This is a genomic window from Streptomyces filipinensis, assembly GCF_014649495.1.
Classification (GTDB): Bacteria; Actinomycetota; Actinomycetes; order Streptomycetales; family Streptomycetaceae; genus Streptomyces; species Streptomyces filipinensis.
The window spans coordinates 47,786-74,118 of sequence record NZ_BMTD01000016.1; the positions used below are offsets into that span (position 1 = coordinate 47,786).

At 73.7% G+C, this 26,333-nt stretch carries 25 protein-coding genes and 1 pseudogene; 12 read left to right on the forward strand and 14 right to left on the reverse strand.

Annotated elements, in window-relative coordinates; translation table 11 throughout:
* Positions 1-435: 435 nt before the first annotated feature.
* Together IE244_RS30045 and IE244_RS30050 are read left to right on the forward strand one after the other, a co-directional pair.
* Complete coding sequence (locus IE244_RS30045) at positions 436-3,195, forward strand: helix-turn-helix transcriptional regulator (RefSeq protein ID WP_191876699.1); 2,760 nt, start codon at positions 436-438, stop codon at positions 3,193-3,195.
* Positions 3,196-3,521: 326 nt separating this feature from the next.
* Positions 3,522-3,659 (forward strand): hypothetical protein, encoded by a 138-nt coding sequence (locus tag IE244_RS30050; RefSeq protein WP_191876700.1) that lies wholly within the window; start codon positions 3,522-3,524, stop codon positions 3,657-3,659.
* A gap of 255 nt (positions 3,660-3,914) precedes the next feature.
* Here the strand turns inward: IE244_RS30050 and IE244_RS30055 are convergent, their stop codons facing one another.
* The 5 genes from IE244_RS30055 to IE244_RS30075 all read right to left on the reverse strand — a co-directional run bounded on the left by IE244_RS30055 (position 3,915) and on the right by IE244_RS30075 (position 7,370).
* On the reverse strand, positions 3,915-4,880 hold the full coding sequence (locus tag IE244_RS30055) for a pirin family protein (protein ID WP_191876701.1): 966 nt from the start codon (positions 4,878-4,880) through the stop codon (positions 3,915-3,917).
* Positions 4,881-5,011: 131 nt separating this feature from the next.
* Positions 5,012-5,350 (reverse strand): hypothetical protein, encoded by a 339-nt coding sequence (locus IE244_RS30060; RefSeq protein WP_191876702.1) that lies wholly within the window; start codon positions 5,348-5,350, stop codon positions 5,012-5,014.
* A complete protein-coding gene (locus IE244_RS30065) occupies positions 5,347-6,030 on the reverse strand; it encodes an RNA polymerase sigma factor (protein WP_191876703.1) in 684 nt (227 codons plus the stop codon). The genes IE244_RS30060 and IE244_RS30065 overlap by 4 nt, the downstream gene beginning before the upstream one ends.
* Positions 6,031-6,100: 70 nt before the next feature.
* Positions 6,101-6,574: a hypothetical protein gene (locus IE244_RS30070; protein ID WP_191876704.1), complete on the reverse strand. Its 474-nt coding sequence runs from the start codon at positions 6,572-6,574 to the stop codon at positions 6,101-6,103.
* A 145-nt stretch (positions 6,575-6,719) separates the two neighbouring features.
* Complete coding sequence (locus IE244_RS30075) at positions 6,720-7,370, reverse strand: GNAT family N-acetyltransferase (RefSeq protein WP_229854420.1); 651 nt, start codon at positions 7,368-7,370, stop codon at positions 6,720-6,722.
* A gap of 235 nt (positions 7,371-7,605) precedes the next feature.
* Between IE244_RS30075 and IE244_RS30080 the strand changes: the two genes are divergently transcribed.
* Positions 7,606-8,250 (forward strand): transmembrane-type terpene cyclase, encoded by a 645-nt coding sequence (locus tag IE244_RS30080; protein ID WP_191876705.1) that lies wholly within the window; start codon positions 7,606-7,608, stop codon positions 8,248-8,250.
* A gap of 218 nt (positions 8,251-8,468) precedes the next feature.
* Positions 8,469-8,825 carry a cupin domain-containing protein gene (locus IE244_RS30085; protein ID WP_191876706.1) on the forward strand — a complete coding sequence of 119 codons (357 nt, stop codon included), beginning with the start codon at positions 8,469-8,471 and terminating at the stop codon, positions 8,823-8,825.
* Positions 8,826-8,980: 155 nt separating this feature from the next.
* Here IE244_RS30085 and IE244_RS30090 read toward each other — a convergent pair whose 3' ends face one another.
* The 3 genes from IE244_RS30090 to IE244_RS30100 form a co-directional block, all read right to left on the reverse strand.
* Positions 8,981-9,955, reverse strand: a complete 975-nt coding sequence (locus tag IE244_RS30090; RefSeq protein WP_191876707.1) for a pyridoxal-phosphate dependent enzyme — start codon at positions 9,953-9,955, stop codon at positions 8,981-8,983.
* 100 nt (positions 9,956-10,055) lie between these two features.
* Complete coding sequence (locus tag IE244_RS30095; RefSeq protein WP_191876708.1) at positions 10,056-11,408, reverse strand: VWA domain-containing protein; 1,353 nt, start codon at positions 11,406-11,408, stop codon at positions 10,056-10,058.
* Positions 11,405-12,262, reverse strand: a complete 858-nt coding sequence (locus IE244_RS30100; RefSeq protein WP_191876709.1) for an AAA family ATPase — start codon at positions 12,260-12,262, stop codon at positions 11,405-11,407. Before IE244_RS30100 ends, IE244_RS30095 begins: the two co-directional genes overlap by 4 nt.
* Positions 12,263-12,416: 154 nt before the next feature.
* Here IE244_RS30100 and IE244_RS30105 point away from each other — a divergent pair, with 154 nt between their 5' ends.
* The 4 genes from IE244_RS30105 to IE244_RS30120 all read left to right on the forward strand — a co-directional run bounded on the left by IE244_RS30105 (position 12,417) and on the right by IE244_RS30120 (position 15,571).
* Positions 12,417-12,989, forward strand: coding sequence for a TetR/AcrR family transcriptional regulator (locus IE244_RS30105; RefSeq protein ID WP_191876710.1), 573 nt, complete (start codon positions 12,417-12,419; stop codon positions 12,987-12,989).
* 106 nt (positions 12,990-13,095) lie between these two features.
* A complete protein-coding gene (locus IE244_RS30110; protein ID WP_191876711.1) occupies positions 13,096-13,839 on the forward strand; it encodes an ABC transporter permease in 744 nt (247 codons plus the stop codon).
* Complete coding sequence (locus IE244_RS30115) at positions 13,836-14,507, forward strand: ABC transporter permease (RefSeq protein WP_191876712.1); 672 nt, start codon at positions 13,836-13,838, stop codon at positions 14,505-14,507. The genes IE244_RS30110 and IE244_RS30115 overlap by 4 nt, the downstream gene beginning before the upstream one ends.
* 137 nt (positions 14,508-14,644) lie before the next feature.
* On the forward strand, positions 14,645-15,571 hold the full coding sequence (locus IE244_RS30120; RefSeq protein ID WP_373305794.1) for an ABC transporter substrate-binding protein: 927 nt from the start codon (positions 14,645-14,647) through the stop codon (positions 15,569-15,571).
* A gap of 29 nt (positions 15,572-15,600) precedes the next feature.
* On the opposite strand, the gene IE244_RS30125 is transcribed toward IE244_RS30120, so the two are convergent.
* From IE244_RS30125 to IE244_RS42360, 5 genes and pseudogenes are all read right to left on the reverse strand, one after another.
* On the reverse strand, positions 15,601-16,755 hold the full coding sequence (locus IE244_RS30125; protein ID WP_191876714.1) for a betaine/proline/choline family ABC transporter ATP-binding protein: 1,155 nt from the start codon (positions 16,753-16,755) through the stop codon (positions 15,601-15,603).
* Between the two features lie 151 nt (positions 16,756-16,906).
* Positions 16,907-17,548, reverse strand: coding sequence for a LutC/YkgG family protein (locus IE244_RS30130; protein WP_191876715.1), 642 nt, complete (start codon positions 17,546-17,548; stop codon positions 16,907-16,909).
* Positions 17,545-19,023: a LutB/LldF family L-lactate oxidation iron-sulfur protein gene (locus IE244_RS30135; RefSeq protein WP_191876716.1), complete on the reverse strand. Its 1,479-nt coding sequence runs from the start codon at positions 19,021-19,023 to the stop codon at positions 17,545-17,547. Before IE244_RS30135 ends, IE244_RS30130 begins: the two co-directional genes overlap by 4 nt.
* Positions 19,020-19,775 (reverse strand): (Fe-S)-binding protein, encoded by a 756-nt coding sequence (locus IE244_RS30140; RefSeq protein ID WP_191876717.1) that lies wholly within the window; start codon positions 19,773-19,775, stop codon positions 19,020-19,022. The genes IE244_RS30135 and IE244_RS30140 overlap by 4 nt, the downstream gene beginning before the upstream one ends.
* A gap of 122 nt (positions 19,776-19,897) precedes the next feature.
* Positions 19,898-20,053 (reverse strand): annotated as a pseudogene (locus IE244_RS42360) (rhamnulokinase); the annotation flags it as partial.
* 162 nt (positions 20,054-20,215) lie between these two features.
* On the opposite strand from IE244_RS42360, the gene IE244_RS30145 reads away from it, so the two are divergent.
* The 4 genes from IE244_RS30145 (at position 20,216) to IE244_RS30160 (ending at position 24,537) form a co-directional block, all read left to right on the forward strand.
* Positions 20,216-21,517, forward strand: a complete 1,302-nt coding sequence (locus tag IE244_RS30145; RefSeq protein ID WP_191876718.1) for an alpha/beta fold hydrolase — start codon at positions 20,216-20,218, stop codon at positions 21,515-21,517.
* A 92-nt stretch (positions 21,518-21,609) separates the two neighbouring features.
* Positions 21,610-22,410, forward strand: a complete 801-nt coding sequence (locus tag IE244_RS30150) for a MerR family transcriptional regulator (protein WP_191876832.1) — start codon at positions 21,610-21,612, stop codon at positions 22,408-22,410.
* Entirely contained in the window at positions 22,407-23,621 is a 1,215-nt protein-coding gene (locus IE244_RS30155) for a nucleotide disphospho-sugar-binding domain-containing protein (RefSeq protein ID WP_191876719.1), read from the forward strand. The genes IE244_RS30150 and IE244_RS30155 overlap by 4 nt, the downstream gene beginning before the upstream one ends.
* A gap of 52 nt (positions 23,622-23,673) precedes the next feature.
* Positions 23,674-24,537: a pentapeptide repeat-containing protein gene (locus tag IE244_RS30160; protein WP_191876720.1), complete on the forward strand. Its 864-nt coding sequence runs from the start codon at positions 23,674-23,676 to the stop codon at positions 24,535-24,537.
* Between the two features lie 42 nt (positions 24,538-24,579).
* Here the strand turns inward: IE244_RS30160 and IE244_RS30165 are convergent, their stop codons facing one another.
* Positions 24,580-26,232 carry a cytochrome P450 gene (locus IE244_RS30165; protein WP_191876721.1) on the reverse strand — a complete coding sequence of 551 codons (1,653 nt, stop codon included), beginning with the start codon at positions 26,230-26,232 and terminating at the stop codon, positions 24,580-24,582.
* Between the last annotated feature and the right edge of the window lie 101 nt (positions 26,233-26,333).

The window sequence follows — 26,333 nt, forward strand, 5'->3', positions numbered from 1 at the left end:
TCGGAGGCACGGCACATCTGTCCGGCATCTCGGCTGACGCGCTCTCACCACTCGGGCGTGCCCCGTCACGGGAACCCGAGCCCGCGGCACGGCGGTGCCGTGTGGCGTACCGGCGTGTGTCATCCGGATCGAGTTGAGCACCCTGTCTCCCTGTCCGCGAACCCGCCACTTCTATGGGGTCAGAGGCGGGTGGCGCCTCTTCACCCTCTTGCGACCCTCGTGACCAGCGCAATCGTGGAGCACCACGACACGGACCACGAGATCGGCAGGCCAGATCCACGACACCGGGAACGTGATGGCGGACGCGACATTCCGGTTCCTCCGCACCTGTGCGCGATCATGGTGGTTCTTCTCACGGTGCGGGTCACGCCACCGCGGCAGGGCGCACGGCGTCCTCGTCCATGAGGACGCCCACGTCCACACGAGGAGGCAGGAGTGTGCCGAACGGCATGTGCACCACGGGAAGCGGCACGGCTGCTGGCCGCAGCGGCCGAGCGCGCTCGTGCGGGCACCGGTCGTCTGGTCCTGCTGCGCGGTGCCACCGGCACGGGGCGCACCACCCTTCTGGAGGCCGCCGCCGAGGACGCCGCAGCCCGTGGTATGCAGGTGATGCGAGCCCGTTGCTCCGCCGGCGACTCCGCGTTCCCCTTCGCCACCGTCCTTCAACTCTTCTGCTCAGAAGCCGAGTTGATCGATCCCACAGGGGACGGTGATGAACGCAGGACCGGCGCCGGGCTGCGGAAGGTGCTGCACTCGCACGCCGAGCGGTCGCCGCTGCTGATCACCGTCGACGATGTACACCTGGCTGACGCGGCGTCCCGCCGGTGGCTGGTGGAGTCCGCCCGGCTCATGGACCGTCTGCCGATCATTCTGGCGGTCACCGAGCGCAGCCAGTACGACGTCGACCCGCCCGCACAGAGCCTCGCCCACGGTCTCTCTCCTGCCCTGGTCGCCACTCACACGCTGACCCCGCTGTCCCCCAGTTCGGCCGTGGCAGAGGTCCGTTCGGCTTTCCCCGACGCGGACGACTCCTGGATCGAGGACTGTGTACGGGCCGGGGCGGGCAATCCGCTGCTGCTGCGCGCCCTGCTGGACGACCTCTCCGACGGCAGTCACCCGGTCGTGCCGGACACCTCGGCCGCGCTGTACCCCGGAGCGTTCTCGGCGGCCGTCCAATGGTGGCTGGACTGCGCCGGGCCAGGTACCGCGGAGGTGGCACGGACACTGGCGATCCTGGACGAGGGCTGGGACCACGGCCCCGCCCCCAGCACGGGGTTCCCGGTCCTCCACATCCCCTCGCTCCTCTCCGAACTCACCGGCGCCGACCCGACCCGGGTCTCGGGCTGGATCACCGCGATGACCGGCCTCGGTCTGCTTCGCCTCGATGGCATGGGCCGCGCCCGCTACACCCATCCGCTGCTGAGGGACGCGATACTCATCGGCGTGCCCGCGGCCCGGCGGCGCGCCGCGCACCGGACGAGCGCCGAGTCGATGCTGCACCGTGGTGTCGCGAGTGAGATCGTCGCCCGTCAACTGCTGCTCACCGATGCGGTGGACGCGCCCTGGGTGCTGCCGGTGTTCCAGGAGGCGGCATCGCTGGCATTGCGTGAGGGGCAGATCGAGGACGCGGTGGCCTTCCTGCGCCGCGCTCTGGAGGAACCTCTCTCCGATGAGGGCAGACAACGCCTGCTGACCGAACTGGGGTCACTGGAGTACGCGGTACCCGGCTCCTCGGCGGCGATCCTGAGGCTCACCGAGGCACTGCGGCTGCCGGGGCCGCCACAGGAACGAGTGCGCGCCGCAGTCGCTCTCGGGACGGCGCTGACCGGCCGTGGCATGACCCGTGCGGGCGTCGAGGTGCTGCGCTCGCTGTACGACGCGCTCGCCGACCGACCCGACCTGATACGCATCCTGCGGCAGGCGTTTCTGCAACTGTCCGACAAGGAACTGCTGGTGCGGCAGGAGGCGTACACACGGCTGGTGGAGACTGCCGAGCGCTCGCCGGAGTCGATCAGCCCGGCCGGTCACGCCTTCCTGGTCAAATACGCGGTCATGGCGGGTCGGAGCTCGGCGAAGGACGCGATGCTGCGCCTGCGGGGTCTGCTGTCGGAGCCGGCCGACCCGCTGTCCGAGCCTTACCTGCTGGGGACGGCCGCCGCGGTCGCCCAGTGGGCCGACGAACTCGACGAAGCCGAACGGCTGGTGGAGCGCGGCCTGGCCGGGCAGCGCCCCGACGTCCTGCACCCCATGCAGGAGGCGCTGCTCGACACCCGTTTGGACATCATCGCGGCACGAGGCGACTTCACGCGCCTTCTGGCCGACCCGCTGCCCGCCACCGCGACGCCGAGGAACGCCCATGCCCACGCGTTGACGGCACTCGTGGAGACGGGCCGTGTCACCGACGCCGAACGTCTTGCCGAAGCCTTCGACCTGCGGACGGCGCCGGAGTCCTGGGAGCTGAACCGGTTCTTGTACGCACGCGGGCGACTGCGCGCCGCGAACGGTGACCTGGCGGGAGCCCTGCACGACTTCCTGGAGTGCGGCCGCCGCCAGTCGGCCCGGGAGGTGTTCAGCCCGGTCGTCACCCCCTGGCGCACTGCCGCCGCCGAGTGCCATATGGCCCTGGGGGTGCCGCGCGAGGCGCTCGCCCTGGCGGAGGAGGAGCTGCGCCTGGCCGGGGTGTGGAACACACCCCGCACGGTGGGTCGGGCACTGCGTGTCCTCGGCACCGCGACCGGCGGACGCCGGGGCCTGGACCTGGCTGAGGAGGCCGTACGGCTGCTGCGCGGCGGCCCCGCCGGACCGGAGCTCGTGGCAGCGCTGCTGGCCGTGGGCCGCCAGTTGACCGCCTCGGGCGAGTCCTCGCGCGCCCGAGGCATTCTGCGGGAGGCGGCCGGGCTCGCCGAACGCCTGGGCGCAGTACGGCTGCGGGGCCTGGCGGAGGAGGCGCTGCGTGCGAGCGGCGCCCGCCGTCCGACGACACGCATCGGTGCCGCCTCGCTCACCGACAGCGAGCGCCGGATCGCCGAACTGGCCGCGGAGGGACGCACCAACGCGGAGATCGCGGATCTGCTGCATCTGGCCCGCCGCACCGTGGAGACCCATCTGACGCACAGCTACCGCAAGTTGGGCATCCGACGGCGCAGCGCCCTGAGCACGGCCCTGACCGGCGGCACCCAGAGCACGGAGCCTTGACAAGCGGCAGGGACACGTAGGGCGAGCACGGATCTCCGTAGCGGGTGTCCGGGATCGGAGGTGCCAGGGGGACCCCTCACGGCTGAGGCTGCTGGAGCGTTGGCGTCGGGGACGCCATGGCCACGGGAGTCACGGCCCGAGCAGGTCGCAGGTGCCCTGGGGGGGTGAAGCGGCTCAGTGCCGAGTCGATCCGGGCCAGGGTGCCCGGATGCAGCCCGACGCCCGCCACTGCGAGGTTCTCCGCGATATGAGCCGGGTGCGGCGTCCCGGAACGGGCACCACGTGCTCGTCCTGGTGGAGCAGCCAGGCGCACGACGAAAACCAGCTTGAGCACTTCCTGGCCCGCCCCAGGAGAACTGGTCGGCATCCTGCGCTTCCACCGCCGTGTGCACAGCTTGAACCAGACGGAACTCGGCGAACCCCTCGGGTACGACAAGACCTGCATCTCCGCGCTTGAATCGTAAAGCGAGGGCGGCTCGGTGACGGCTGCGCTTGCCTGGCGGGTCCGCGCGGATCGCAGCCACTGCGTTTCGGTGTGCTCGGCCGCATCCAGCAGCCTGACCCCTGCGCGCGGCAGCCACCACGTCGGCTGCGTCCTGTGTCGGATGTTCCTCCCACTCCACCTGAACTCATCGGGTTCTCACAACCACCCGGGCATTCTGGGTCAGCATTCGTCCGGCCAAGCGGCCTTCAGATGCCCAAGACCGGATACTCCCAGGTCAGCGCGCCCTTCCGCGTGGCTTCAACGGCACCGACGGCAGCTCGGGTGCGGGCAGCGGACCCCCGGCGTAGCCCTTCACCTCACCGAAACGTGCCCCCTTCATCCAGTCCTCGCGGGCCTGCTCGATCTCTTCCTGCGTGCGCCCGACGAAGTTCCACCACATGACCAGCTCCTCCGCGAACGGCTCGCCGCCCAGGAGCATGATTCCGGCGTCCGACTCGGCGCGCAGCGGGAGTTCGGAGCGGCCGCAGCCGAGGTAGAGCAGGGAACCGGGGAGGACCGGTACGCCGTCCACGTGGACCTCTCCGGACATGGCCAGGACGCCGTACTCGAAGTCGGGCTCCAGGGGCAGGCGTACGTCGGCGCCCCGGGTGAGGGCGAGGTCGGCGCCGATGATCGGGGTGTATGTCGTACCGGGCGAGGCGGAGCCGTCGAGGGCGCCCAGGATCACCGTGGCGGTCAGGCCGGGCGCGGTGACCGTCGGCAGGTCCGGGTGGTACTCGAACCTCGGGTCGGTGTGGCGGTGTGCGTCGGGCAACGCGACCCACAGCTGGGCGCCGTGCAGGAAGCGGGCGTGCGGGCGCGGGCTCTCCTCGGAGTGGCTGATCGCGCGGCCCGAGGTCATCAGGCCCAGCTGCCGGGGTCCGATCGTCTGCAGGCCGCCCGTCGAGTCGCGGTGCAGCACCTCGCCCTCGTGCAGCCAGCTCACCGTCTGCAGCCCGATGTGCGGATGCGGCGGGACCTGCATCCCGGGCTCGTCGGCGATGTCGTCCGGGCCGTAGTGGTCGACGAAGGCCCACGCGCCGATCATGCGACGCCCGAGGTTCGGCAGCAGCCGGCGCACCTCGGTCGACTCGCCCAGCCTCACCTGACGCGGGCTCAGCAGTTCGCGGACGGGCTCGGCGACGACGAATCCGCGACCCCCGCAGACACTGGGCACGGGCGCGCGGTCAAGATTGCTCATGCCGCCCAACTTAGCGGGGCCGGTGTCCTACCGGTGAGTGCGGAAACACCTATTTTGCGTGGCCGAGTCAATCGGCTGACTCGTCTGCGGCCCGCCCCGGTCCGCCGGGGCGCATGCCGACCGCGCCGGACTCACGGGTGCGGTGCGCTCGGCGACGGCTCGGCCGTGGACGGGGTGACCGCGCTCGGCACCGGGGAGGGTGTGCCGATCCTCGGACGCGGGACGCGGGCCGGTTCCACCGGGTGGGACGTGCCGTCGCGCACGGTGAAGAACACCAGCGCGGCGACCGCGGCCAGCACCAGCGCACCCACGACGGCCCGGCGCAGCAGTACCCGGCGGGACCGTGCCGCCGTCGGCGGGCGCAGGGGCCGCAGGTCGGCGGGGCCGACGGAGTGGGCCCGCGCGGCCAGCGCGGACCGCAGCCGTTCCTCGACCGGCGTCGGCGCGGTACCGGTACCGGACTCGTTCACCGCAGCATCTCCAGGCGCCGGCCGAGAGCGTCCAGGGCCCTGCTGGCCGTGGACTTGACGGCGCCCCGCGACAGACCGAGCGTCGCCGCGATCTCGGCCTCGCTCAGGTGCGACCAGTAACGCAGCACCAGTACCTCCCGCTGCCGCCGGGTCAGCGTGCGCAGCGCCGCCAGCACCTCCCGGTGGTCCTCGTGCAGCAGCACGTCCTCCTCCGGGGCGGGCGCGTGCTGTTCGGGGGCGGGGGTGTGCGCCCGTACCGTCCTGCGCCGGCGCAGGACCGAGCGGGCCCCGTTGACCACGCTGGTCCTCAGGTACGCCTCCGGGTCGTCGAGCGAGGCGAGCCGGTGACCGTGCCGGCGGAACAGTGCGGTGAAGGCGTCCTGGACGACGTCCTCGGCCGTGGGCAGGTCGTCCACCAGCAGCACCGCCAGCCGGACCAGGGAGAGCCGGCGATGGTGGTACAACTCCTCGATCCCAGGCGGCTGTTCGGCGCCGGGCAAGGCGACCGCGTCGGTGCCGGTGCCCGGGCCGGGTGCTGCCGGGCCGGTGGGTGTGTCCGTACGGGCGCGGGCGAGCACGCGGGGCCGCAGCGCCCGCCCGAACCGCCGCCAGGGTGCGGGGCGCTTCGGGGCACCGGCCCGGTCCCAGGGCAGGGCCGCCGGTGGTGTGGCTGTCGTCATGGGGCTCCCGGAACCGGAAGCGGGGCGCCGAGGGACGCCGGCCCGCTTCCGGTACCTGACTCGGTGGTGCTCAGTGGTGCTGCGGAACCGGCGCCGGTGCGGCGGGGCCGTGGTGCGGGACGTGGCCGTGCCGCTTCGGTGCGGGCAGGGGGCTCGGGGTCGCGTGTGCGGGAGGGGAGGGCACGGGGCTGGGCTGCGCGTGCGTCGGTGCCGGCACCGGCGTGGGAGTGGCCGGTACGGGGGACGGGGTCGCGGTGCGCACCGGTGAGGGGGCGGGGGAGGGGGTGCCCGTGTGGACCGGGGAGGGGACGGGGGAGGGGGTTGCGGTGCGGACCGGGGAGGGGGCGGGGGACGGGGTCGTGTGGCCCTTCGGCGGTTCCGGTGTGGCGGTGGCGGCGGTGTGGCCCGCGGCGGGGCCGCCGCCCTGGGCCGCCTGGGCGGTCAGGGTGCCGGCGACGGCCAGCGCCGCGCCCACGGCGGAGACCCCCAGGGCGGAACGCAGGGTGCGGGCACGGCGGGGGCGGGATGCACGGTGTGCGGACATGGATTCCTTCGGTCGTTCGGGATCGGACATCGGGTCGAAGTGGAGGCCTCCACCCGGACAGACGTCCGACCCCCGCCGAGGTTGCAGGCGACGACCGGGTGATTTCCCGGGGCCGGTGACCAGCCAGGTCGTGCTCGGGTCGATCTCACGCCCCGGCGCGGGGCACCCGCTCGCCCGCCCCTGCGTCGGTCCGCGCCGCGGCTTCGCCCGTCCCCGCGTCGTCCGTCCCTGCGTCGGTCCGCGCCCCGGCCCCGCCTCTCCACTCGGGCGCCAGCACCGACCAGATCTCCTCGTCGTGCCGCTCGCCCCGGTAGCGGTAACTCTCCCGCAGCACGGCCTCCTTGCGCATGCCGAGACGCCGGGCGACCGCGATGCTGGGTGCGTTCCCCGCCGACACCCACCACTCCACCCGGTGGATGCCCCGCTCCCGGATCGCCCAGTCGACGAGCAGCCGCGCCGAGCGGGTCACCAGCCCCCGGCCCACCGCGGCCGGTTCCAGCCAGCAGCCCGCCTCCGCCGTTCCCTGCGGGACGTCCATCCGGCGCAGGATCACCGCGCCGACCAGGGTGCCGTCCAGCCGGATCCCCCGGATGAGCCCCGCGTCGGCCGTCTCCTTCTCGGCGTACGCCGTCAGGAACGACCGGGCGGCCGCCAGGTCCTTGACCACGTCCGGCAGTCCGTTGAACCGCCCGATGAACTCGCGGCCCCGGTCCACATGGGCGAGGAACTCCCCGGCGTGCCAGGGCTGGAGGGGGCGCAGTTCGGCGCCGTCGGTGCCGAGGGAGGTCGCGAACATGGTCACCTTCGGGTGGTCGGGCGGGACACCTGGCACGCCAGCCTACGGTGGGCACCCGCGAGCACGCGCGGGCCCGCTTCCACGCGTCGGGCGCCGGGCGCGGACGGCTCGCCGGGCAGGTGCCGCGGGGGCGGATGGCCGGTGTCGTCCGGCGCGATCCCCGCTGTGTCCGCGGCGGTCACCGTGGCAGAGTGGTCGTCGCCGCACACCGGGTGGCCGACTGGCGGGGGGTCCCATGCACACGGCGTTCCTGTTCGGCACGGGGGTGTTCTGGACGGCGGCGTATGTGCTGCTGATCCGGACAGGGCTGCGCGAGCGCACGTTCGGGATGCCCGTCGTCGCCTTCGCCACCAACATCAGCTGGGAGTTCATGTTCGCCTTCGTGCGGCCCCCGGCCGGGCTCATGCACGTCGTCAACCTCGTGTGGTTCTGCTTCGACCTGGCCGTCGGCTACACGCTCGTACGCTTCGGCCGGTCCGAATTCCCGTATCTTCCCCGCCGGTTGTACCTCCCCGCGCTCGCCGCGCTGCTCGCCTTCGCCTACCCGGGCATGAACTACGCCTCGGAGCAGTTCGACGCGGGCGGTGGTGCCATCACGGCGTTCGGCAGCAACCTGGCGATGTCCGGGATGTTCCTCGCGATGCTCGCCGCCCGCCGGGGCACGCGCGGCCAGTCCCCCGGCATCGCGGTGACCAAGCTCCTCGGCACGGCCTGCGCCTCCCTGGCGTTGCTCACCGACCCCGACGCGGTGCCCCGCCATGAAACCGCCCTCATGCGCTGTCTGTACGCCGGCTGCTTCCTGCTCGACCTCGCCTACGCCGCCGCCCTGTTCGCCGTCCGCCGCGCCGAGCGAACGGTCCCCGTCACCGCCCCGGCGTGAGGGCGTGTCCCGCCCGGGAGGGTTCCCGCGGCGGCGGGGGCCGTCGCGCCGCTCCCGCGCGGACATCGTTGTCCGGCCCGAATGGCGGCGTACCGGCGCGAGGCCGACGATGGTGGCGTGGGTCAAGGCCGCCGCCGCAGCGCCGGTGCCGTCGGAGGCCGCCGGGGGACGGTGGCCGGCCCCGGCCGCGGTCAGCGGCCGGAAGGGAGGACACCGTCATGCTGGAAGTGAAGACGGTCGAGAAGCCGGACGAACGGCGTGACTTCCCCCGTGGCCACCTCGAAGCGCTCCACCTGACCGGGCTCGACTTCGCGGTGGGCACGTTCGAACCGGGGTGGCGCTGGTCGGAGTCCGTGGCGCCGATCGCGGGCACCGAGCGCTGCATGGTCCACCACAACGGCTATGTGCTGCGGGGGCGGATGCGCCTGCGCATGGACGACGGCGGCGAGGCCGAGGTCGGCCCCGGCGACGTGTTCGTGTGCCCGCCCGGGCACGACGCCTGGGTGGTGGGCGACGAACAGGTGGTGGTCTTCGACTTCGCCGGGACCATGGCCAACGAGTACGCGAAGGGCTGACAGGACGGGCGGCGCGCCCGCCCCGGGACCGGGCCGCCCGCGGTGCGGCCCGGTCTCCGTGTCCGTACCCGGTGCCGTGCCCCCGCGTCACCCGGGAAGGGCCGCCGGCCCGTCACCGCCCCGCCGCGGCCCGAGGCGCCCCTCGAAGGCCGCCCTCACCCCTCGAAGTCTCCCGCCCCCTCCTGCGCGAAGGCGACCGCCTCCGGGTGGCCGAACAGGCCGGGGAGGCCGCCGGTGTGCACGAACACCGTCTTCTCGCCCGGCCGGACGGTACCGTCGCGGACGGCCGCGTGGAGGCCGGCGAGGGCCCGGCCCGTGTAGACCGGGTCGAGGACCAGGCCCTCGGTACGGGCCGCGAGCCGGAGCGCCTCGCCCGCCGGGCCGGTCAGCGTCGCGTACCCGGCCCCCACCTGGTCCCGGCGCACCCGCAGCCCCTCGGCCGTGACCCTCTCCGTGGTGAGCGGCGCCGCGAAGGCCACCACGGCGGCCGCCGGGTCGGCCAGGGCGCCCACGTCGACGCCGAGCACCGAACCGGCGCCCAGGGCCGCGACCAGCCCGGCCATGGTGCCGCCCGAGCCGAGCGCGACCACCACCGTCCGCAGCTCCGGCAGCTGCTCGTCCAACTCCTCGCCGCAGCGCACATAGCCCCGCGCGCCCAGCACACCCGACCCGCCGAACGGGATCAGCGCGGGCCGGGCCCCGCCGGCCCGCAGCCGCGCGCACACCTCGGCCGCCGCCGCGTCCAGCCCCGCCTGGTCCACCTGGCCCGCCCAGGCGAGCCGTGCCCCGAACAGCCCGTCCAGCGCGAGGTTCCCGGAGCGCGAGGCGCCCGGCGTGCCGCGCAGTACGAGGACCGCGGTCAGGCCCAGCCGGGCGGCCGCCGCGGCGGTCAGCCGGGCGTGGTTGCTCTGCGGCGCCCCCGTGGTCACGAGCGTGTCAGCGCCCTCGGCGAGGGCCGCGCCCACCATCCACTCCAGCTTGCGGATCTTGTTTCCGCCGCCGCCCAGGCCGGTCAGGTCGTCCCGCTTGATCCACAGGTCCTGTGTTCCCAGCCCGAGCGCGGCGGCGAGCCGGGGCGCCGGTTCGAGGGGGGTGGGGAAGGTGCCGAGCGGTACGGGGGAGTGGCTCATGGCGTACGTCCTTCGAATGCGGATCAGGCGCCGGGCAGGTGCCGATCAGGTGCTCATCAGTGCCGACCGGGTGCGGATCGCGGTCGTTCGGACCAGTCGATCACACCGGCAGCAGCCGGGCGATGAGCGCGCCGAGCTGACGGGCCGTACGGCACTCGTGCATCTCGGCCAGCTCGGCGTAGGCGGGCGCGGCCGAGTCGCCGGTACCCCACTGGGCGCGCGGCTCGGGGTTCAGCCAGTACACGCGGCGGGCCCGCCGGGCGAGATCGCGCACGGCGGCCAGGTTGGGGTCGCCCATGTTCGTCCGGGCGTCGCCGAGGACGAACACGGTCGTGCGCGGGCCCACCGCCTCGCCGTACCGCTCGGCGAACTCGCCCAGCGCCACGCCGTAGTCGCTGCTGCCGTGCCAGCCGGTGAGCGTGGCTTCGGCGCGGATCCGGGCGCCGAGCCCGCCGGGGTCGGCGCGGCCGTGGTCGAGCAGCCCGGTCACCTCGTCCAGCCGGTTGACGAAGGCGAAGACCCGGACCTTGCTGAACTGGTCGTGCAGTGCCTGCACCAGCAGCATCGTGAAGTCCGAGAAGCCGGACACCGAGCCGGACGCATCGCACAGCAGCACCAGTTCGGGGCGGACCGGACGGCGCCGGCGCAGCACCGGCCGCATCGGCACCCCGCCCGTGGACAGCGAGGAACGCAGGGTGCGGCGCAGGTCGACCGTACCGCGCGCGGCGCGGCGGCGGCGCGCGGCCAGCCGGGTGGCGAGCTTGCGCGCGAGCGGCTGAACCGTCCTGCGCAGTTCGGCCAGTTGGTCCCGGTTCGCGAACAGGAAGTCCACCCGGTCCGCGGTCGGGACGACACCGCGCCGGGCGATCTCGTCCGGCCCGCGCCGCTCGGCGACACGGCGCCGCGCGTCCGCCCCGACCATCCGCCGGAAGGCCTCGATCCGGCGCCGGATCTCGTCGTCCAGCAGCCGGTCCGCGAAGCCGCCGCCGCTCCCCTCGCCGCCCCGGACATCGGCCTGCACCCGGGCCAGGAGGGTCTGCGGGCGCAGCCGGTCCAGGGTCTGGTACGCCGACCAGCCGTCCGAGCCGGGTGAACTGCCGTACCCGCCGAGGCCGTCGACGGCCTCCGCCGCCAACTGGGCCATCAGCGCCCGGTCGTCGGCCGCGAGGGCCTGGGCCAGGCGGTCGCGCAGTGCCTCGCGGTCCGTGGCGGCGCCGTCCGGGCCGCCGACCCCGCGCGGGAAGTACAGGTCGAAGACGGGGTCGAACACCGCCCGCTGCCCCGGCCCGTGCAGCAGCGCGGCGGCCAGCCCCTCGCGCAGCCGCTCCCGGTCCGCGAGCCCCAGCGCCTCCAGCGCACGGGCCGCGTCCACGGTCTCGCCCGTGCCGATCCGCACGCCGTGCGCGCGCAGCGCCCCGACCAGCCCGGTGATCCGCTCGGCGAGCGCGGTCACAGCGCGTCCAGGTCGAGTTTCGCCGCCGCCTTCTGGATGTCGTCCTGGTGCTTGAGGATCACCCCGAGGCTGTCCCGTACGACCGTCTCGTCCAGCGTGCCGGCGCCCAGGGCCAGCAGGGTGCGCGCCCAGTCGACGGTCTCGGCGACGGACGGCGCCTTGCGCAGGTCCATGGCCCGCAGCGCCCCCACGACCCGCACCACCGACTCGGTCAGCGCCGCGCCGAGGCCCGGCACCTTCAGCCGTACGATCCGCCGCTCCAGCTCCTCCTCGGGGAAGCCGATGTGCAGGAACAGGCACCGGCGGCGCAGCGCCTCGGACAGCTCCCGGCCGGCGTTGGAGGTCAGCACGACGAACGGGCGGCGGGTCGCGGTGACCGTGCCCAGCTCCGGGACCGTGATCTGGAAGTCGCTGAGCACCTCCAGGAGCAGCCCCTCCATCTCGACGTCGGCCTTGTCGGTCTCGTCGATCAGCAGCACCGTCGGCTCCTCGCCCCGGATGGCGGTGAGCAGCGGGCGGGGGAGCAGGAACTCCTCGCTGAAGATGTCGGTGCGGGTCTCGTCCCAGCTCTCGTCGCGGCCGGCGCTGATGCGCAGCAGCTGCTTGGCGTGGTTCCACTCGTACAGCGCCCGGGACTCGTCCACCCCCTCGTAGCACTGGAGCCGGACCAGCCGCGCCCCGGCCACCTGGGCGACGGCCTTGGCCAGCTCGGTCTTGCCGACTCCGGCGGGGCCCTCCACCAGCAGCGGCTTGCCCAGCCGGTCGGCGAGGAACACGGTCGTGGCGACGGCGGGCGAGGCGAGGTAACCGGTCTCGGCGAGGCGGGCGGAGACGTCGTCGACGGACGTGAACAACGGGGCCTCCGGCGGGTCGGAAAGGGTGTCCAGACTCCTATCTAAGCGCTTGTTCAGTCGATCTGTCACGTGGGTCCGGCGGGGGCGGCCCCGGACGCCGCACGGTATACACCGATCGGTTTCCTTTCGTCCGCCGTCCGGCTACCCTCGCCGCATGGCCTCCACGGACAAGCTGTCCCCGCGCGACCGGCTGCTCGACGCGGCCGCCCGGCTCTCGTACCGCGACGGCGTCTCCGTCGGCATCGAGGCGCTGTGCCGGGAGGCGGGCGTCTCGAAGCGGTCCATGTACCAGCTCTTCGACAGCAAGGACGCGATGCTGGCCGCGAGCCTGGAACGGCGCGTCCCCTGGTACGACGCCCAGCTCGCGCACCCCGATCCGGAGGCCGCCACCCCGCGCGAGCGCATCCTGTACGTCTTCGAACGCCTGGAGCGGGCCTCCCGGGACGCCGGATACCACGGCTGTCCCTACCTGGCCGTCCTGGTGGAGCTGAAGAACCCGGAGCACCCGGCGAGCGTGGTCGCCCGCACCGTCAAGGACCGGCTGGCGGCGACCTTCCGCGCCGAGGCCGAGCGAGGCGGCGCCCGCGACCCCGACCTGCTCGCCCGCCAGCTCCTGCTGGTCTTCGACGGTGCCAGCGCCCGCGCCGGGGCGAAGGTGGAGGACCTGCGCGACGGCCTGGCCACGACGACGGTGACGGCACTGCTGGACGCGGCGGGGATGGACTAGCGCCCCAGGGGAGGGCCCACGAGGGGGAGCGGGGCTGCCGGCGGAGCGCACCCGTACGGGGCAGCCCAACGCGCCGCCCGCCTCGCCCACCCGGTCCAATGAAACCGTGACCGCGCCCCCAAACGACTGCCTCGCGCGCAACGAGTGGATCTGCGGCGCCTATCTGAGCACCCGCCGCCAGATACTCCTCGACGCGGTCGTCCAGCACCTCCAGCTGACCGCCCTGTCGGTCCTCGTCGGCCTGGTCATCGCCCTGCCCCTCGCGGTGCTGGCCCGTCGCTGGGGCTGGGCGGCCGGCCCCGTCCTCGCCGTGACGACGATCCTCTACACCATCCCGTCCCTCGCCATGTTCTCCCTGCTCCTGCCCCTGTACGGCCTCTCGGCCACCCTCGTCGTCGCCGGGCTCGTGCTGTACTCGCTGACCCTGCTCGTCCGGAACATCCTCGCGGGCCTGCGCGCGGTCCCCGAGGAGACCCGGCAGGCCGCACGCGGCCTCGGCTACGGCCCGGTCCGCCTGCTGCTCACCGTGGAGCTACCCCTCGCCGTGCCCGCCGCCATGGCCGGCCTGCGCATCGCCACCGTCTCGGCGGTGTCCCTGGTCACGGTCGGCGCGATCGTCGGTTTCGGCGGCCTCGGCAACCTCATCTACGCGGGCATGAACACCTATTTCAAGGCCCAGGTCCTCACCGCGTCCGTGCTGTGCGTACTGATCGCCGTCGCCGCCGACCTGCTCCTGCTGGCGGTGCAGTGGCTGATCACGCCCTGGACCAGGGCGGGCCGTGCCCGAGCGGCTCCCCGGCGACGGCGCGCCCGGGTGAGAGCCGCCGGGGCGAAGGCAGGCCGCGCATGAGCACGCTCACGGCCACCTGGCACTGGCTCGCCGACCCCGCGCACTGGTCCGGCGACGACGGCGTCCGGCACCGGCTGTTCCAGCACCTGGTGCTCACCGTGGTCTGCCTGGCCCTCAGCTGTCTGGTCGCGCTGCCCGTCGCCCTGGTCCTCGGCCACCTCGGCAGGGGCGGCGCGCTCGCCGTCAACATCTCCAACGTCGGCCGGGCCGTGCCCACCTTCGCCGTCCTGGTCCTGCTGCTCCTGACGCCGGTCGGCAGATGGGGCGAGGGGCCCACGGTGGTGGCCCTGGTGCTGTTCGCCGTCCCACCGCTGCTCACCAACGCCTACGTCGGCATGCGCGAGGTCGACCGCGGTGTCGTAGGGGCGGCCCGGGGCATGGGGATGACCGGACGGCAGATGCTGCTGCGCGTGGAGCTGCCCCTCGCGCTGCCGATGGTCCTGAACGGGGTGCGGATCGCTGCCGTCCAGCTCGTCGCCACCGCCACCATCGCCGCGCTCGCGGGCGGCGGCGGCCTCGGCCGGATCATCACCGCCGGCTTCAACCTCGCCAGCACGCCCCAGGTCGTCGCGGGCGCCCTGCTCGTCGCCGGGTTCGCACTCGTCGTCGAGGGCGTCTTCGAACTCGCAGAGAGGCTGGCACCGACCTGGACGAGGGCCGGCCGGTGAGAAGAGCTCCCGCCGGCGCGGGGCGGCTGGCGAGCAGAGCGGCTGCCGCTCCGGGGCGGCAGGTGAGGAGAGATCCCGCCTGCCCGGGGTGGCCGGTGCGGAGAGCCTCTGCCGGACCAGGGGCGCCGGTGAGAAGGATCTTCGCGGTGGTCGCCCTCCTCACGGCCACCGCCTGCTCCACGGGCCCCTCCCTGGAGGACCGCGGGCAGGTCACCGCGCCGCCCGGTGACCGTCACCACCTGACCATCGGCTCGGCCGGCTTCACGGAGAGCGATCTGCTCGCCCAGATGTACGCACAGCTGCTGAACCAGGCCGGCTACAAGACCTCCATCCTCACGGTCGCCAACCGGGAGCTGTACGAACCGGCGCTGGAGTCCGGCCAGATCGACGTCGTGCCCGAGTACGCGGCCACCTTCGCCGACTGGCTGAACGCCAGGACCCACGGCGCCGACGCGAAACCGGTCGGCTCACCCGACCTCGCCACCACCATGAAGGCCCTGCGCACGCTCGCCACGCCCCGCGGGCTCACCGTCCTTCCGCCGGGCCGGGCGGTCGACCAGAACGCCTTCGCCGTCAGCGCCGCCTACGCCCGCGCGCACGGCCTCACGACCCTCAGCGACCTGGGCGCCGCCAAGCTGAAGGTGCGGCTCGCGGCAGGGGACGAGTGCGTGCAACGCCCGTACTGCGAACCGGGCCTGAGGAAGGTGTACGGCATCGACATCACCGGCGTCGACCCCAAGGGCGTCGGCACCACCCAGGCGAAGCGGGCCGTGCAGGACGGCCGGGACCAGATGGTGCTGACCACCACCACGGACGCCACGCTCGACTCCTTCGGCCTGGTCCTGCTCGCCGACGACAGGCACCTGCAGAACGCCGACTACCTGGTCCCGGTCGTCAACCGCTCCCGGGCCGGCAGCGACCGCGTGGCCAAGGCGCTCGGCAGGCTCAACGACGTCCTCACCACGCGCGACCTGGCCGGGATGAACCAGCAGGTCGACGGCTGGCGGCGGCTGCCCGCCGACGTGGCCCGCACCTACCTGAAGGACAAGGGCCTGCTGACGTAGCGGGGAACGGAACCCCGGGCCGGGCGGCGTCAGGCGTCCGCCACCGAGTCGAACGGCACCTGTCCCCGCGTCACACCCCGCGCGTCCGCGTCCACCGAACGGCGCAGCGCCTCGTGCAGCTTCGCCGGGGTGAGCACACCGAGGAAGCGGGCGCCGTCCAGGACCGCGACCCATCCGGCGTCGTACTGGAGCATCACCCCGAACGCCTGCTTCAGCGGCGCGCCCACCGGCACCCAGGCGGTCATCCGGTGGGCCAGATCCCCGACCCGGCCGCCCGCCGACAGATCCTCGATGCCGGCCCAGCCGTGCAGATCCCCGTGTGCGTCGAGCACGACCGCCCACCGCGCGCCCTCGGCGCGCAGCCGCTCGACGGCCCGTTCGGCGGGCTCGTCCAGCCGGGCCACGGGCGGCTGCTCCAGGTCGTCCGGCTCGATCGGGGTGACCGACAGCCGCTTCAGCCCCCGGTCCGCGCCCACGAAACCGGCCACGTACGCGGTCGCGGGCGCCCCGAGCACCGCGCCCGGCGTGTCGAACTGCTCGATCCGGCCCTGTCCGTAGACGGCGATGCGGTCCCCGAGCCGGACGGCCTCCTCGATGTCGTGCGTGACCAGCAGCACCGTCTTGCGCACGGCGGCCTGCATGCGCAGGAACTCGTCCTGCAGCTGCTCGCGCACCACCGGATCGACCGCGCCGAACGGCTCGTCCATCAGCAGCACCGGCGGATCCGCCGCGAGCGCCCGCGCCACGCCGACCCGCTGCCGCTGGCCGCCGGACAGCTGTTCCGGGTAGCGGGGTCCGTACCTCCGTGGGTCGAGTCCCACCAGATCGAGCAGTTCGGCGGCCCGCGCCCGTGCCCTGGCGCGCTTCCAGCCGAGCAGGGCGGGCACGGTCGCGGTGTTGTCCAGGACGGTACGGTGCGGGAAGAGGCCCACCTGCTGGATGACGTACCCGATACGGCGGCGCAGCCGCACCGGATCGACGCCGGCGATGTCCTCGCCGTCGACCAGGATCCGGCCTCGGGTCGGCTCGATCAGCCGGTTCACCATCATCATGGTCGTCGTCTTGCCGCAGCCCGACGGGCCGACGAGCGTGACCAGCTCCCCCTGGGCCACCTCGAAGGAGAGGTCGTCCACGGCCGTCGTACCGTCCGGATACCGCTTGGTGACGTGCTCGAACCGGATCATTCCCTCACGCTAACGGTGCCGTCCCCGGCATGCCCTCCGAAACATCCGCAGCTACCCGGACAGCTTCACTCGTCGATCGCTCCGCATCGATCGGACGGTGTGGCGGGCGCCGCGCCCGCCCACCCGGCGACACCGCCGGCGGAGCGCCCGCTCAGCTCAGCAGGATCACTTCCAGCGTGCGCGGACCGTGCACCCCCTCCACCCGGTCCAGCTCGATGTCACTGGTGGCCGACGGGCCGGAGATCCAGGTCAACGGGCGTGCCGGGTCCAGGCGTTCGAGAGCCTCCGGGACCGAGGAGACGACCTGGCCGGGCACGCGCACCACACAGATGTGATGGTCCGGGACGAGCGAGATGCGGCGCCGGCCCTGGTCGGAGGAGCCGTCCAGGACGATCGTGCCGGTCTCGGCGATCGCCACCGCACACCCCGTCACCACGCTGTCCACCCGGTCCAGGCGCTGCGGTGTGTGCTCCGCCCGGTCGTGGATCCGCGCCACGTCCGCGGCGGCCGTCCACCGCGTCGGCAGCCCGGACGGCACCAGCACCTCCCGCGCGCCGCGCTCGGCCAGCAGCCGCATGACGAGCAGCGGCAGTCCCTCCGCGTCGGCGCGGTGCACGACCGCCCGGTAGTCCGCCAGGTTCTCGGCCAGCAGCTCCACCGTCTGCTCCGGCGTCCGCTCCCCGTGCACGCGCAGGTGGTCCCGGGGCACCGCTTCCCCGTACGGCCGCTCGTCCGGTGTCACATCGGCGAGCGCCCGCCGCACCCGTCCCAGGATCCTGTCCCTGCTGCTCACTCTGCGCCGTCCCTTCCGGCGCGGGTGCGCTGCCACCAGTCCCGGAACGGCTCCGCCGGCACGGCCGGCAGATCCCGGGTGCCGCTCCACGCCCTGCCCGGGCCGGGCAGCGTACGGGGGTGCAGCCGGCGGGTGCGGGAGGCGAGCCGCTGACCGGCGCGCAGGGTGCCGGGGTGGGCGAACGCCCAGCGTGCCGCGCGCATCGCCGCCCGCTCGGCCGCGTGCCCGCGGGCGGGCTTGAGCACCACCTTGTTGCCCTGCCGGACCGCGGGGCCGCCCTCGACGACCCGCTCCCGCAGATGCACCAGCACCTCGGGGATGTCGATGGCGACCGGGCACACCTCGTAGCAGGCGCCGCACAGACTCGACGCGTACGGCAGCGAGGCGTCGATCTCGCTCGCCGTGCCCCGCAGCTGGGGGCTGAGGATCGCGCCGATCGGGCCCGGGTAGACCGAGCCGTAGGCGTGCCCGCCGGCCCGCTCGTAGACGGGGCAGACGTTCAGGCAGGCCGAGCAGCGGATGCAGCGCAGGGCCTGGCGGCCCACCTGGTCGGCGAGGGCGTCGGTGCGGCCGTTGTCGAGCAGGACCAGGTGGAAGGCCCGGGGCCCGTCCTCGTCCGTCGTGCCGGTCCACATGCTCGTGTACGGGTTCATGCGCTCGGCGGTGGAGGAGCGCGGCAGGGTCTGCAGGAAGACCTCAAGGTCCCGCCAGGTCGGCACGATCTTCTCGATGCCGACGACCGAGATCAGCGTCTCGGGGAGGGTCAGACACATCCGGCCGTTGCCCTCGGACTCGACGACCACCAGGGTGCCGGTCTCGGCGACCATGAAGTTGGCGCCGGAGATGCCGACCCTGGCCCGCAGGAACTTCTCGCGCAGGTGCAGCCGGGCCGCCTCGGCGAGCTCGGCGGGCGTGTCGGTCAGGTCCTCGGGAGCCGGGCGGCCCCACGCGCCCATCTCGGAGCGGAAGACGTCCCGGATCTCCCCCCGGTTGCGGTGGATGGCCGGCACCAGGATGTGCGAGGGCCGGTCCTTGCCCAACTGCACGATCAGCTCGGCGAGATCGGTCTCGTAGGCGTGGATGCCCTCCGCGAGAAGGGCCTCGTTGAGCCCGATCTCCTGCGTGGCCATCGACTTGACCTTGACGACCTCCGACTCGCCGGTCGCCTTCACCAGGTCCGCGACGATGCGGTTGGCCTCCTCGGCGTCGGCGGCCCAGTGGACCGTGCCGCCCGCCGCGGTGACCGACTCCTCCAACTGCTCCAGATACCGGTCGAGATGGCGCAGGGTGTGGTCCTTGATCCGGCGGCCCGCCTCGCGCAGCGCCGGCCAGTCGTCCAACTCGGCGACCGCGCGGGCCCGTTTGGCGCGGATGGTGTGCGTGGCGTGCCGCAGGTTGCCCCGCAGGGTGGCGTTGTGGACCGCCGCGCGCGCCGCCTCAGGAAAGGCCGGCATGCCGACGAACGTTCCGCTCATGCCGCCGGTTCCTCCTCCGTGCTCGCCAGGATCTCCGCGATGTGCACCGGCCGCATGTCCGTCCGCAGCCGGCTCATCGTGCCGCCGATGTGCATCAGACAGGAGTTGTCGGCCGCGCACAGCACCTCCGCGCCCGTCGACTCGGCGGCGCGCACCTTGTCCGCGCCCATCGCCGCCGACACCTCGGCGTTCTTCAGCGCGAACGTGCCACCGAACCCGCAGCACTCCTCGGCACCCGGCAACTCGACCAGTTCCAGCCCCTTGACGGCCTCCAGGAGCCGGCGCGGCCGGTCGCCGAGGCCCAGGCCGCGCAGTCCGTGGCAGGTCGGGTGATAGGTGACCGTGTGCGGGTAGCAGGCGCCCACATCCGTCACGCCCAGCACATCCACCAGGAACTCCGTCAGCTCGTACGTCTTGTGCACCACCGGCGCCAGGGTCCGTGCCAGTGAGTCCCCGCGCCCCTCGGCCCTGGCCCGCTCGCCCATCCGCGGATACAGCTCCCGCACCATCGCCCCGCAGGAGCCGGACGGGGTCACGATCGCCTCGTACCCCCGGAAGACATCGGAGAAGTGCCGGGCCAGCGGCTCGGCCTCGTGCCGGTAACCGGTGTTGTAGTGCGCCTGTCCGCAGCAGCTCTGGCCCATCGGGAAGTCGACGTCGACACCCAGCCTGGTCAGCAGTTTCACCACGGCCCGGCCGGTGTCCGGATAGAGCGTGTCGTTGACACAGGTCAGGAACAGGGCGACACGCATCGCGGCTCCTCGGGTCGGTCATCGGACGAGTGCAGGGTAGTGGGCGGACACTGCCGGGGGGAGACGGCCTCGCCGTGGACGGCGTCCTCACCGGGTGGCGAGCCGCGCCTCGGCCTCCACCCCGGCCGCAGCACGCCGGCCGGATCACCGGGCTGCCGCAGCGGCGCGAGCAGCCCGAGGCCGACACCGAGCCGCTCCGCCACGCCGTACGCCCAGTCGCGTGTCCGGGGATCGATCAGCCGGGTGGCCGAGGCGTCGGTCAGCTCGGTGCCCTGCTCGCGGCTGGTGGTGCGCCGTTCCAGGCTCGTCGCACGCTGAGCCGTATCCCGGCCGGGCGCTGACCGGAAGTTCAGTAACAATCCATGATCCCAGGGGTCGGCGCGCGGCCGGTCATGTGCTGAACTTGGGATGCGTCCGTCCCACCCGTCCGGAGAGACCCGTTGAGCCTCAGCTACCGCCAGCCCGGCGTCATCCTCACCGACCGCCGCTTCACCGTGCCCCTCGACCACGCCGACCCGGGAGGGGAGAGGATCGAGCTGTACGCCCGCGAGGCGGTGGCGAGCGACAAGGCAGGACAGGAGCTGCCCTGGCTGCTGTATCTCCAGGGCGGCCCGGGCTTCGGGGCGAATCGTTTCGTCGGACGTCAGGCGTGGCTCGACCGGGCCTTGCAGGACTACCGGGTCCTGCTGCTCGACCAGCGCGGCACCGGAAGCTCGACGCCCGCCAACCGGCAGACGCTCCCGCTGCGCGGCGGCCCCGCCGCGCAGGCCGACTACCTCACCCGGTTCCGCGCCGACTCCATCGTCCGGGACTGCGAGACCATCCGCCCCGAGGTCACCGGCGGCGCCCCGTGGACCGTGCTGGGCCAGAGCTTCGGCGGCTTCTGCACGGTGTCGTACCTCTCCCACGCCCCCGAGGGCCTCGCCACCGCCGTCATCACCGGCGGCCTGCCCTCCCTGCAGGCCCACGCCGACGACGTCTACCGCGCGGCCTACCCGCGCACCGAACGCAAGGTCACCGCGCACTACGCCCGCTACCCGCAGGACGTGGAACGCGCCCGCCGGATCGCCGACCACCTCCTCAGCCGCGACGTGGTCCTCCCGAACGGCTACCGGTTCACCGTCGAGGCCTTCCAGTCCCTCGGACTGATGCTCGGCATGAGCGACGGCAGCCACCGGCTGCACCACCTCCTGGAGGACGCCTTCGTGCGCACACCGGGTGGCCACGAACTGTCGGACGCCTTCCAGGAGCAGGCCCAGTCCCTGCTGTCGCACGCCGCGCACCCCCTCTACGCGCTCGTCCACGAGTCGATCTACGGCCAGGACGCCCGCCCGACCGCATGGGCCGCCGAGCGGATCCGCGCCGAGTTCCCGCAGTTCGACGCGGCCAAGGCGCTCGCCGGAGACACACCGGTCCTCTTCACCGGCGAGACGGTCCACCCGTGGATGTTCGAGACCGACCCGGCGCTGCGCCCGCTGCGCGAGACGGCCGGCCTGCTCGCCGCCCGCACCGACTGGCAGCCCCTGTACGACCCCGCCCGCCTCGCCGCCAACGACGTCCCGGTCGCCGCCGCGGTCTTCCACGACGACATGTACGTCGACGCCGCCCACTCCCTGCAGACCGCCCGCGCGGTCCGGGGCCTGCGCACCTGGGTCACCGACGAGTTCGAACACGACGGTCTCCGCGTGGGCGCACCGCGGGTCCTGGACCGCCTGCTGGCACTGGCACGCGACGAGGTCTGAGGCGGCGCCCCGCGAAGCAGCGCGGGGCCGCGCCGGGTTGACCCTCCCCTTACGTCAGGCTTGAGGCTGTGAGCGGACGAAAGGGCGGACACATGGGCTACGCGGTGGGGGAGGTGGCGGCGTTCGCGGGGGTGACCGTGCGGACGCTGCACCACTACGACAAGCACGGCCTGCTCTCACCCGGCGAACGCAGCCGCGCCGGCTACCGCTCCTACGGCGACGCCGACCTGGCCCGGCTCCAGCAGATCCTCTTCTACCGCGAACTGGGCTTCCCGCTCGACGAGATCGCCCTCATCCTGCGCGACCCGCAGGCCAACGCCCTGCACCAGCTGCGGGCGCGGCAGCGGCAGTTGCGCGAGGAGATCCACCGGCTGGAGCGCCTCGCCGAGGTGGCCGAACAGGCCATCGAGGTGCAGCGCACCGGGGTGGCGCTCACCCCCGAGGAGCGCTTCGAGGTCTTCGGCGAGATCTCCTTCGACCTCAGCTACGCCACCCAGGCACAGCAGAAGTGGCAGCACTCGGCGGCGTACCGCGAGGCGATGGCACGGGCCGGGGCCCACACCAAGGAGGACTGGCGGCAGCTCATGAACGAGGCCGCCGCCTGGCGGGGCGAGCTGCTCGCCGCCTTCGACGCGCACGAACCCGCCGACGGGGAGCGGGCGATGGCCCTCGCCGAGGAGCACCGCCGCCATCTCACCCGCTGGTTCGCCCCGTGCCCGCCGGACATGCACCGGCGCATCGCGGACGACCTCATCGCCGACCCGCGCGCCTTCGCCCTCCTCGTCCCGCCGTCCCACGGCCGGCCCGGCCTCGCCGCCTACACCGGCAAGGCGATCCACGCCAACGCCGCCCGCCACGACGGCTCCCGCACCGATTCCGAGGAGCACCCATGAGAATCCTGATCGCCACGGCGGGATCACGCGGCGACGTCGCGCCCTACACCGGTCTCGGCGCGGCACTGGCCGCCGCCGGGCACGAGGTCACGCTGGCCACCACCGACGCCTTCGCCCCGCTCGCACAGGGCGCCGGACTCGGCTTCCGGCGGCTGCCGGCCGACCCGCGGGGGCACGGCCGGGGCGGCAGCGGACGGGAACTGATGCGCACGGCCGCCGCGTTCGTCACGGAACTCGGCCGGGGGTTCGCCGACGCGGTCGCCGAGGGCACGGATCTGCTGCTGCTGTCGGCCACGACGGCCCCGCTCGGCTGGCATCTCACCGAGGCCACCGGAACCCCGAGCCTCGGTGTCTACCTCCAGCCCGCGGCAGCCACCGGCGACTTCCCGCCGGTCATCACGGCCATGCGGTCGCTGGGCCGGGCCGGCAACCGGGCGGCCGGCCGGTTCGCCCTGCGCATGGCCGACCGTGTCTTCGCGCCGGCGGTCACCGAGCTGCGGCGCGACCTCGGGCTGCCGCCGCTGTCCGCGGTGGCGATGCGCCGGCGCCGGGAGCGGGAGAACTGGCCCGTGCTGCACGGCTTCAGCACGGCCCTCGTGCCACGGCCCGCCGACTGGCGGCCCGGCCTGGAGGTCGCCGGCACCTTCTGGCCCCACGTCGGTCCCGATGAGCACCTGCCCGGTGCCGTGGAGGACTTCCTGCGGGCCGGGCCCCGGCCGGTCCTGGTCGGCTTCGGGTCCATGGCGAACGGTGAGGGCGAACGGCTGAGCGAGATCGCCGTACAGGCCCTGCGGCGCGCGGGGCTGCGCGGCATCCTGCAGTCGGGCGCCGCCGGGCTCGCCGCCGACGGCGACGACGTGCTGACCATCGGCGACACGCCGCACGCCCTGCTCATGCCACGGCTCGCCGCCGCCGTCCACCATGCGGGAGCGGGCACCGCGGCCGCCGCGCTGCGCGCCGGGATCCCGTCCGTCCCCGTGCCGGTCATGGCGGATCAGCCGTTCTGGGCGGCGCGCCTCGCCGCGATCGGCGCCGCCTGCGAGCCCGTCCCGTTCTCCGGCCTGAGCGCCGGCCGGCTCGCCGAGGCACTCGCACGGGTGGTGCGGCAGCAGTCGTACAGCCGGGCCGCCGCGACCGCCGCGGCGCACCTGGCCGGGGAGGACGGCGCGGCCCGCGTGGTGAAGGCGGTCGAACCGCTGGCACACCGCTGACCTGCACGATCTGGCCGGATCCGGGACGAGGTGACCCAGTAGGCTGTCCCGTATGCCAGATCAGACAGCGGACCTCTCCAAGCTGCGCGGGGACTGCGCGCGTTGCTTCGGGCTGTGCTGCGTAGCCCTGCCCTTCGCCGCGTCCGCCGACTTCGCGCTGAACAAGCCCGCCGGGAAGCCGTGCCCGAACCTGCAGGGTGACCACCGCTGCGGCATCCACGCCGACCTGCGGACGAAGGGGTTCACCGGCTGCACGGTCTACGACTGCTTCGGCGCGGGCCAGAAGGTCTCGCAGGTCACCTTCGGCGGCCAGGACTGGCGTACGGGGCCGAAGGAGCACGCCCGCCGGATGCTCGACGTGTTCCCGGTCGTACGGCAGCTGCACGAGCTGCTGTGGTACCTGACCGAGGCGCTCGGACTGCCCGCCGCCCGCCCGGTCCGTCCCGAGCTGCGGCGGGCGCTGGAGGAGACCGAGCGGCTGACCCGGCTGACCCCCGAGGAACTGGCCGCGCTGGACGTGCCCGCGCACCGCCATGAGGTCAACCTGCTGCTCCTGCGCACCAGCGACCTGGCCCGCTCAGGGGCCGCCGACGCCCGGAGCGGCGCGAAGGGCAAGGGCAAGGGCAAGGCGAAGGACCGCCGGGGCGCGGACCTGATCGGCGCCCGGCTGCGGGGTGCCGATCTGCGCGGGGCGAGCCTGCGCGGCGCCTACCTGATCGCCGCCGACCTCACCGGTGCCGATCTGCGCGGCGCGGACATGATCGGTGCCGACCTGCGCGACGCCGACCTGACCGACGCGGACCTCACCGGCGCGTTCTTCCTGACCCAGCCCCAGCTCAACGCGGCTCGCGGCAGCGCCGGCACCCGACTGCCGGCGTCGGTGACGCGCCCGGCGCACTGGACGGCGGGCGACTGAGCCGCAGGAGGCGTCGACAGCGGCCCGGCGTGGCCGCCGGGATCAGTGCGCCGGCCGGCGCACCGGACAACCGTCGGCCGGGACGGTGACCGGCGCGGCTTCGCCGGTTTCCGTCGCCCGCCCCGGGCCTTCCCCCGTGCCCGCGGGCGCGTCCACGCCGTGCGCGGGGCAGGCCCCCGGCGTACTGAGCGCCTCCGTTAGCGCCGAGGGGGGCGCCGGGGCCCGCGTCGGCGCCGGGCGCCGCTCCAGTCGCAGCCGCAGGCCGTCCGGCATCACCGTCAGCCGTTCCGTCACGCTCAGCCGGTAGGCGGGGTCGGCCGACAGGTCGTAGCGGCGCAGCAGCAGGCCCAGGACCAGGGTCGCCTCGTGCAGGGCGAACTGGCGGCCGATGCAGGCCCGTGCTCCGGTGCCGAAGGGCTTGAAGGTGTGCGGGGGCCGGGCCCGTACGGCCGCTGCCTCGAAGCGGTCGGGGTCGAAGCGTTCGGCGTCCTCGCCCCACACCTGAGGGTCGCGGTGCAGCATCGGGGTGAGGACGAGCGCCCAGGCGCCCCGCAGCATCGGATGCTCGCCGGCGAGGACCGTGTCCTGGCGGGCCTCGCGGGCGAAGGCGGGCGCGGTCGGCCACAGCCGCAGCGACTCGTCCAGCACCCGGCGCACCTGGCGCAGCCTGGCGATCTGGTCGTAGGCGGGCCGTTCGGTGTCGCCCCAGACCCGGTCCACCTCGGCGCGGGCGCGGGCGGCGACCTCGGGATGCCGGGCGAGGTAGTACAGGGCGAAGGAGAGCGCGCCCGAGGTGGTCTCGTGGCCCGCGACCAGGAAGGTGATCACCTGCTTGCGGACGTTCTCCGCCGACAGCTTCTCGCCGGTCTGCGGATGCGCCGTCTCCAGCATCCGGTCCAGCAGGTCGCCGTCCCCGCGTCCGGAGCGGCGGCGGGCCGCGACCAGGCCGTCGACCGTGCGGTCGAGGTACGCCATGTCGGCGGCGTTGCGCCGGGCGGCGGCGCGCAGCAGCAGCGGGGCCAGCGGCGCGGGCACGCTGTTCAGGCGCTGGGCGTAGGTGAGGGTGCCGACCATCGCGGTCACGAAGGGGTGCGGCCGGTCCCGCTCGAAGGAGCCGAAGTCATGCCCGAAGCCGGTGCGTGCGATGGTCTCCAGGGTCAGTTTCGTCATGTCGCCGGGCACGTCCACCCCGCGCCCGGCCGCCGCCTCACGGTCCCAGTGATCGGTCAGCCGCTGTGCGGCCGCCAGCATCATGCCGTGGTACCCCTCCATGGCCTCCCGGCTGAACCCGGGCGCCAGGACGTCGTGCGCCAGCTGCCAGTTGGGCTCGTGGTTGTAGGCGGTGAACAGGCCGTCCCCGGCGACCGGCCGCAGATTGGCCACGCCCAGCCCGACATGCTTGGCGAACCGGGACTCGTCGGCCAGGTCCGCGACCAGCGGCGCGCCCCACACGAACACGAACTCCTTGCCGAAGGCCCGCCGCCGGAACACCGGCCCCAGCTCGCGCGCGAAGCGCATGGAGTCCTGCAACGGCCTGCGCCGGTCGGCCCCGAGCACATCGCCGAGCAGCGGCACCCGGCGCGGCGGATGCGGGATGCGGTGCAGCTCGGGCCAGCCCTTTTCGGCACTCCGGAAGCCCTTCGCCGGGCCCGGCTCCCTCGTCCCCGTCTGCCTCGTCCCCGCTGTCCCCGCCATGACGCCGATCTCCCTTGATCCAGCGGACGTTGATCCCTGAACGCGCGTGTTGTACGTGGGTTCAATAACGCGTTCCAGTGTGGGCCGCTTGTTGAACCCAC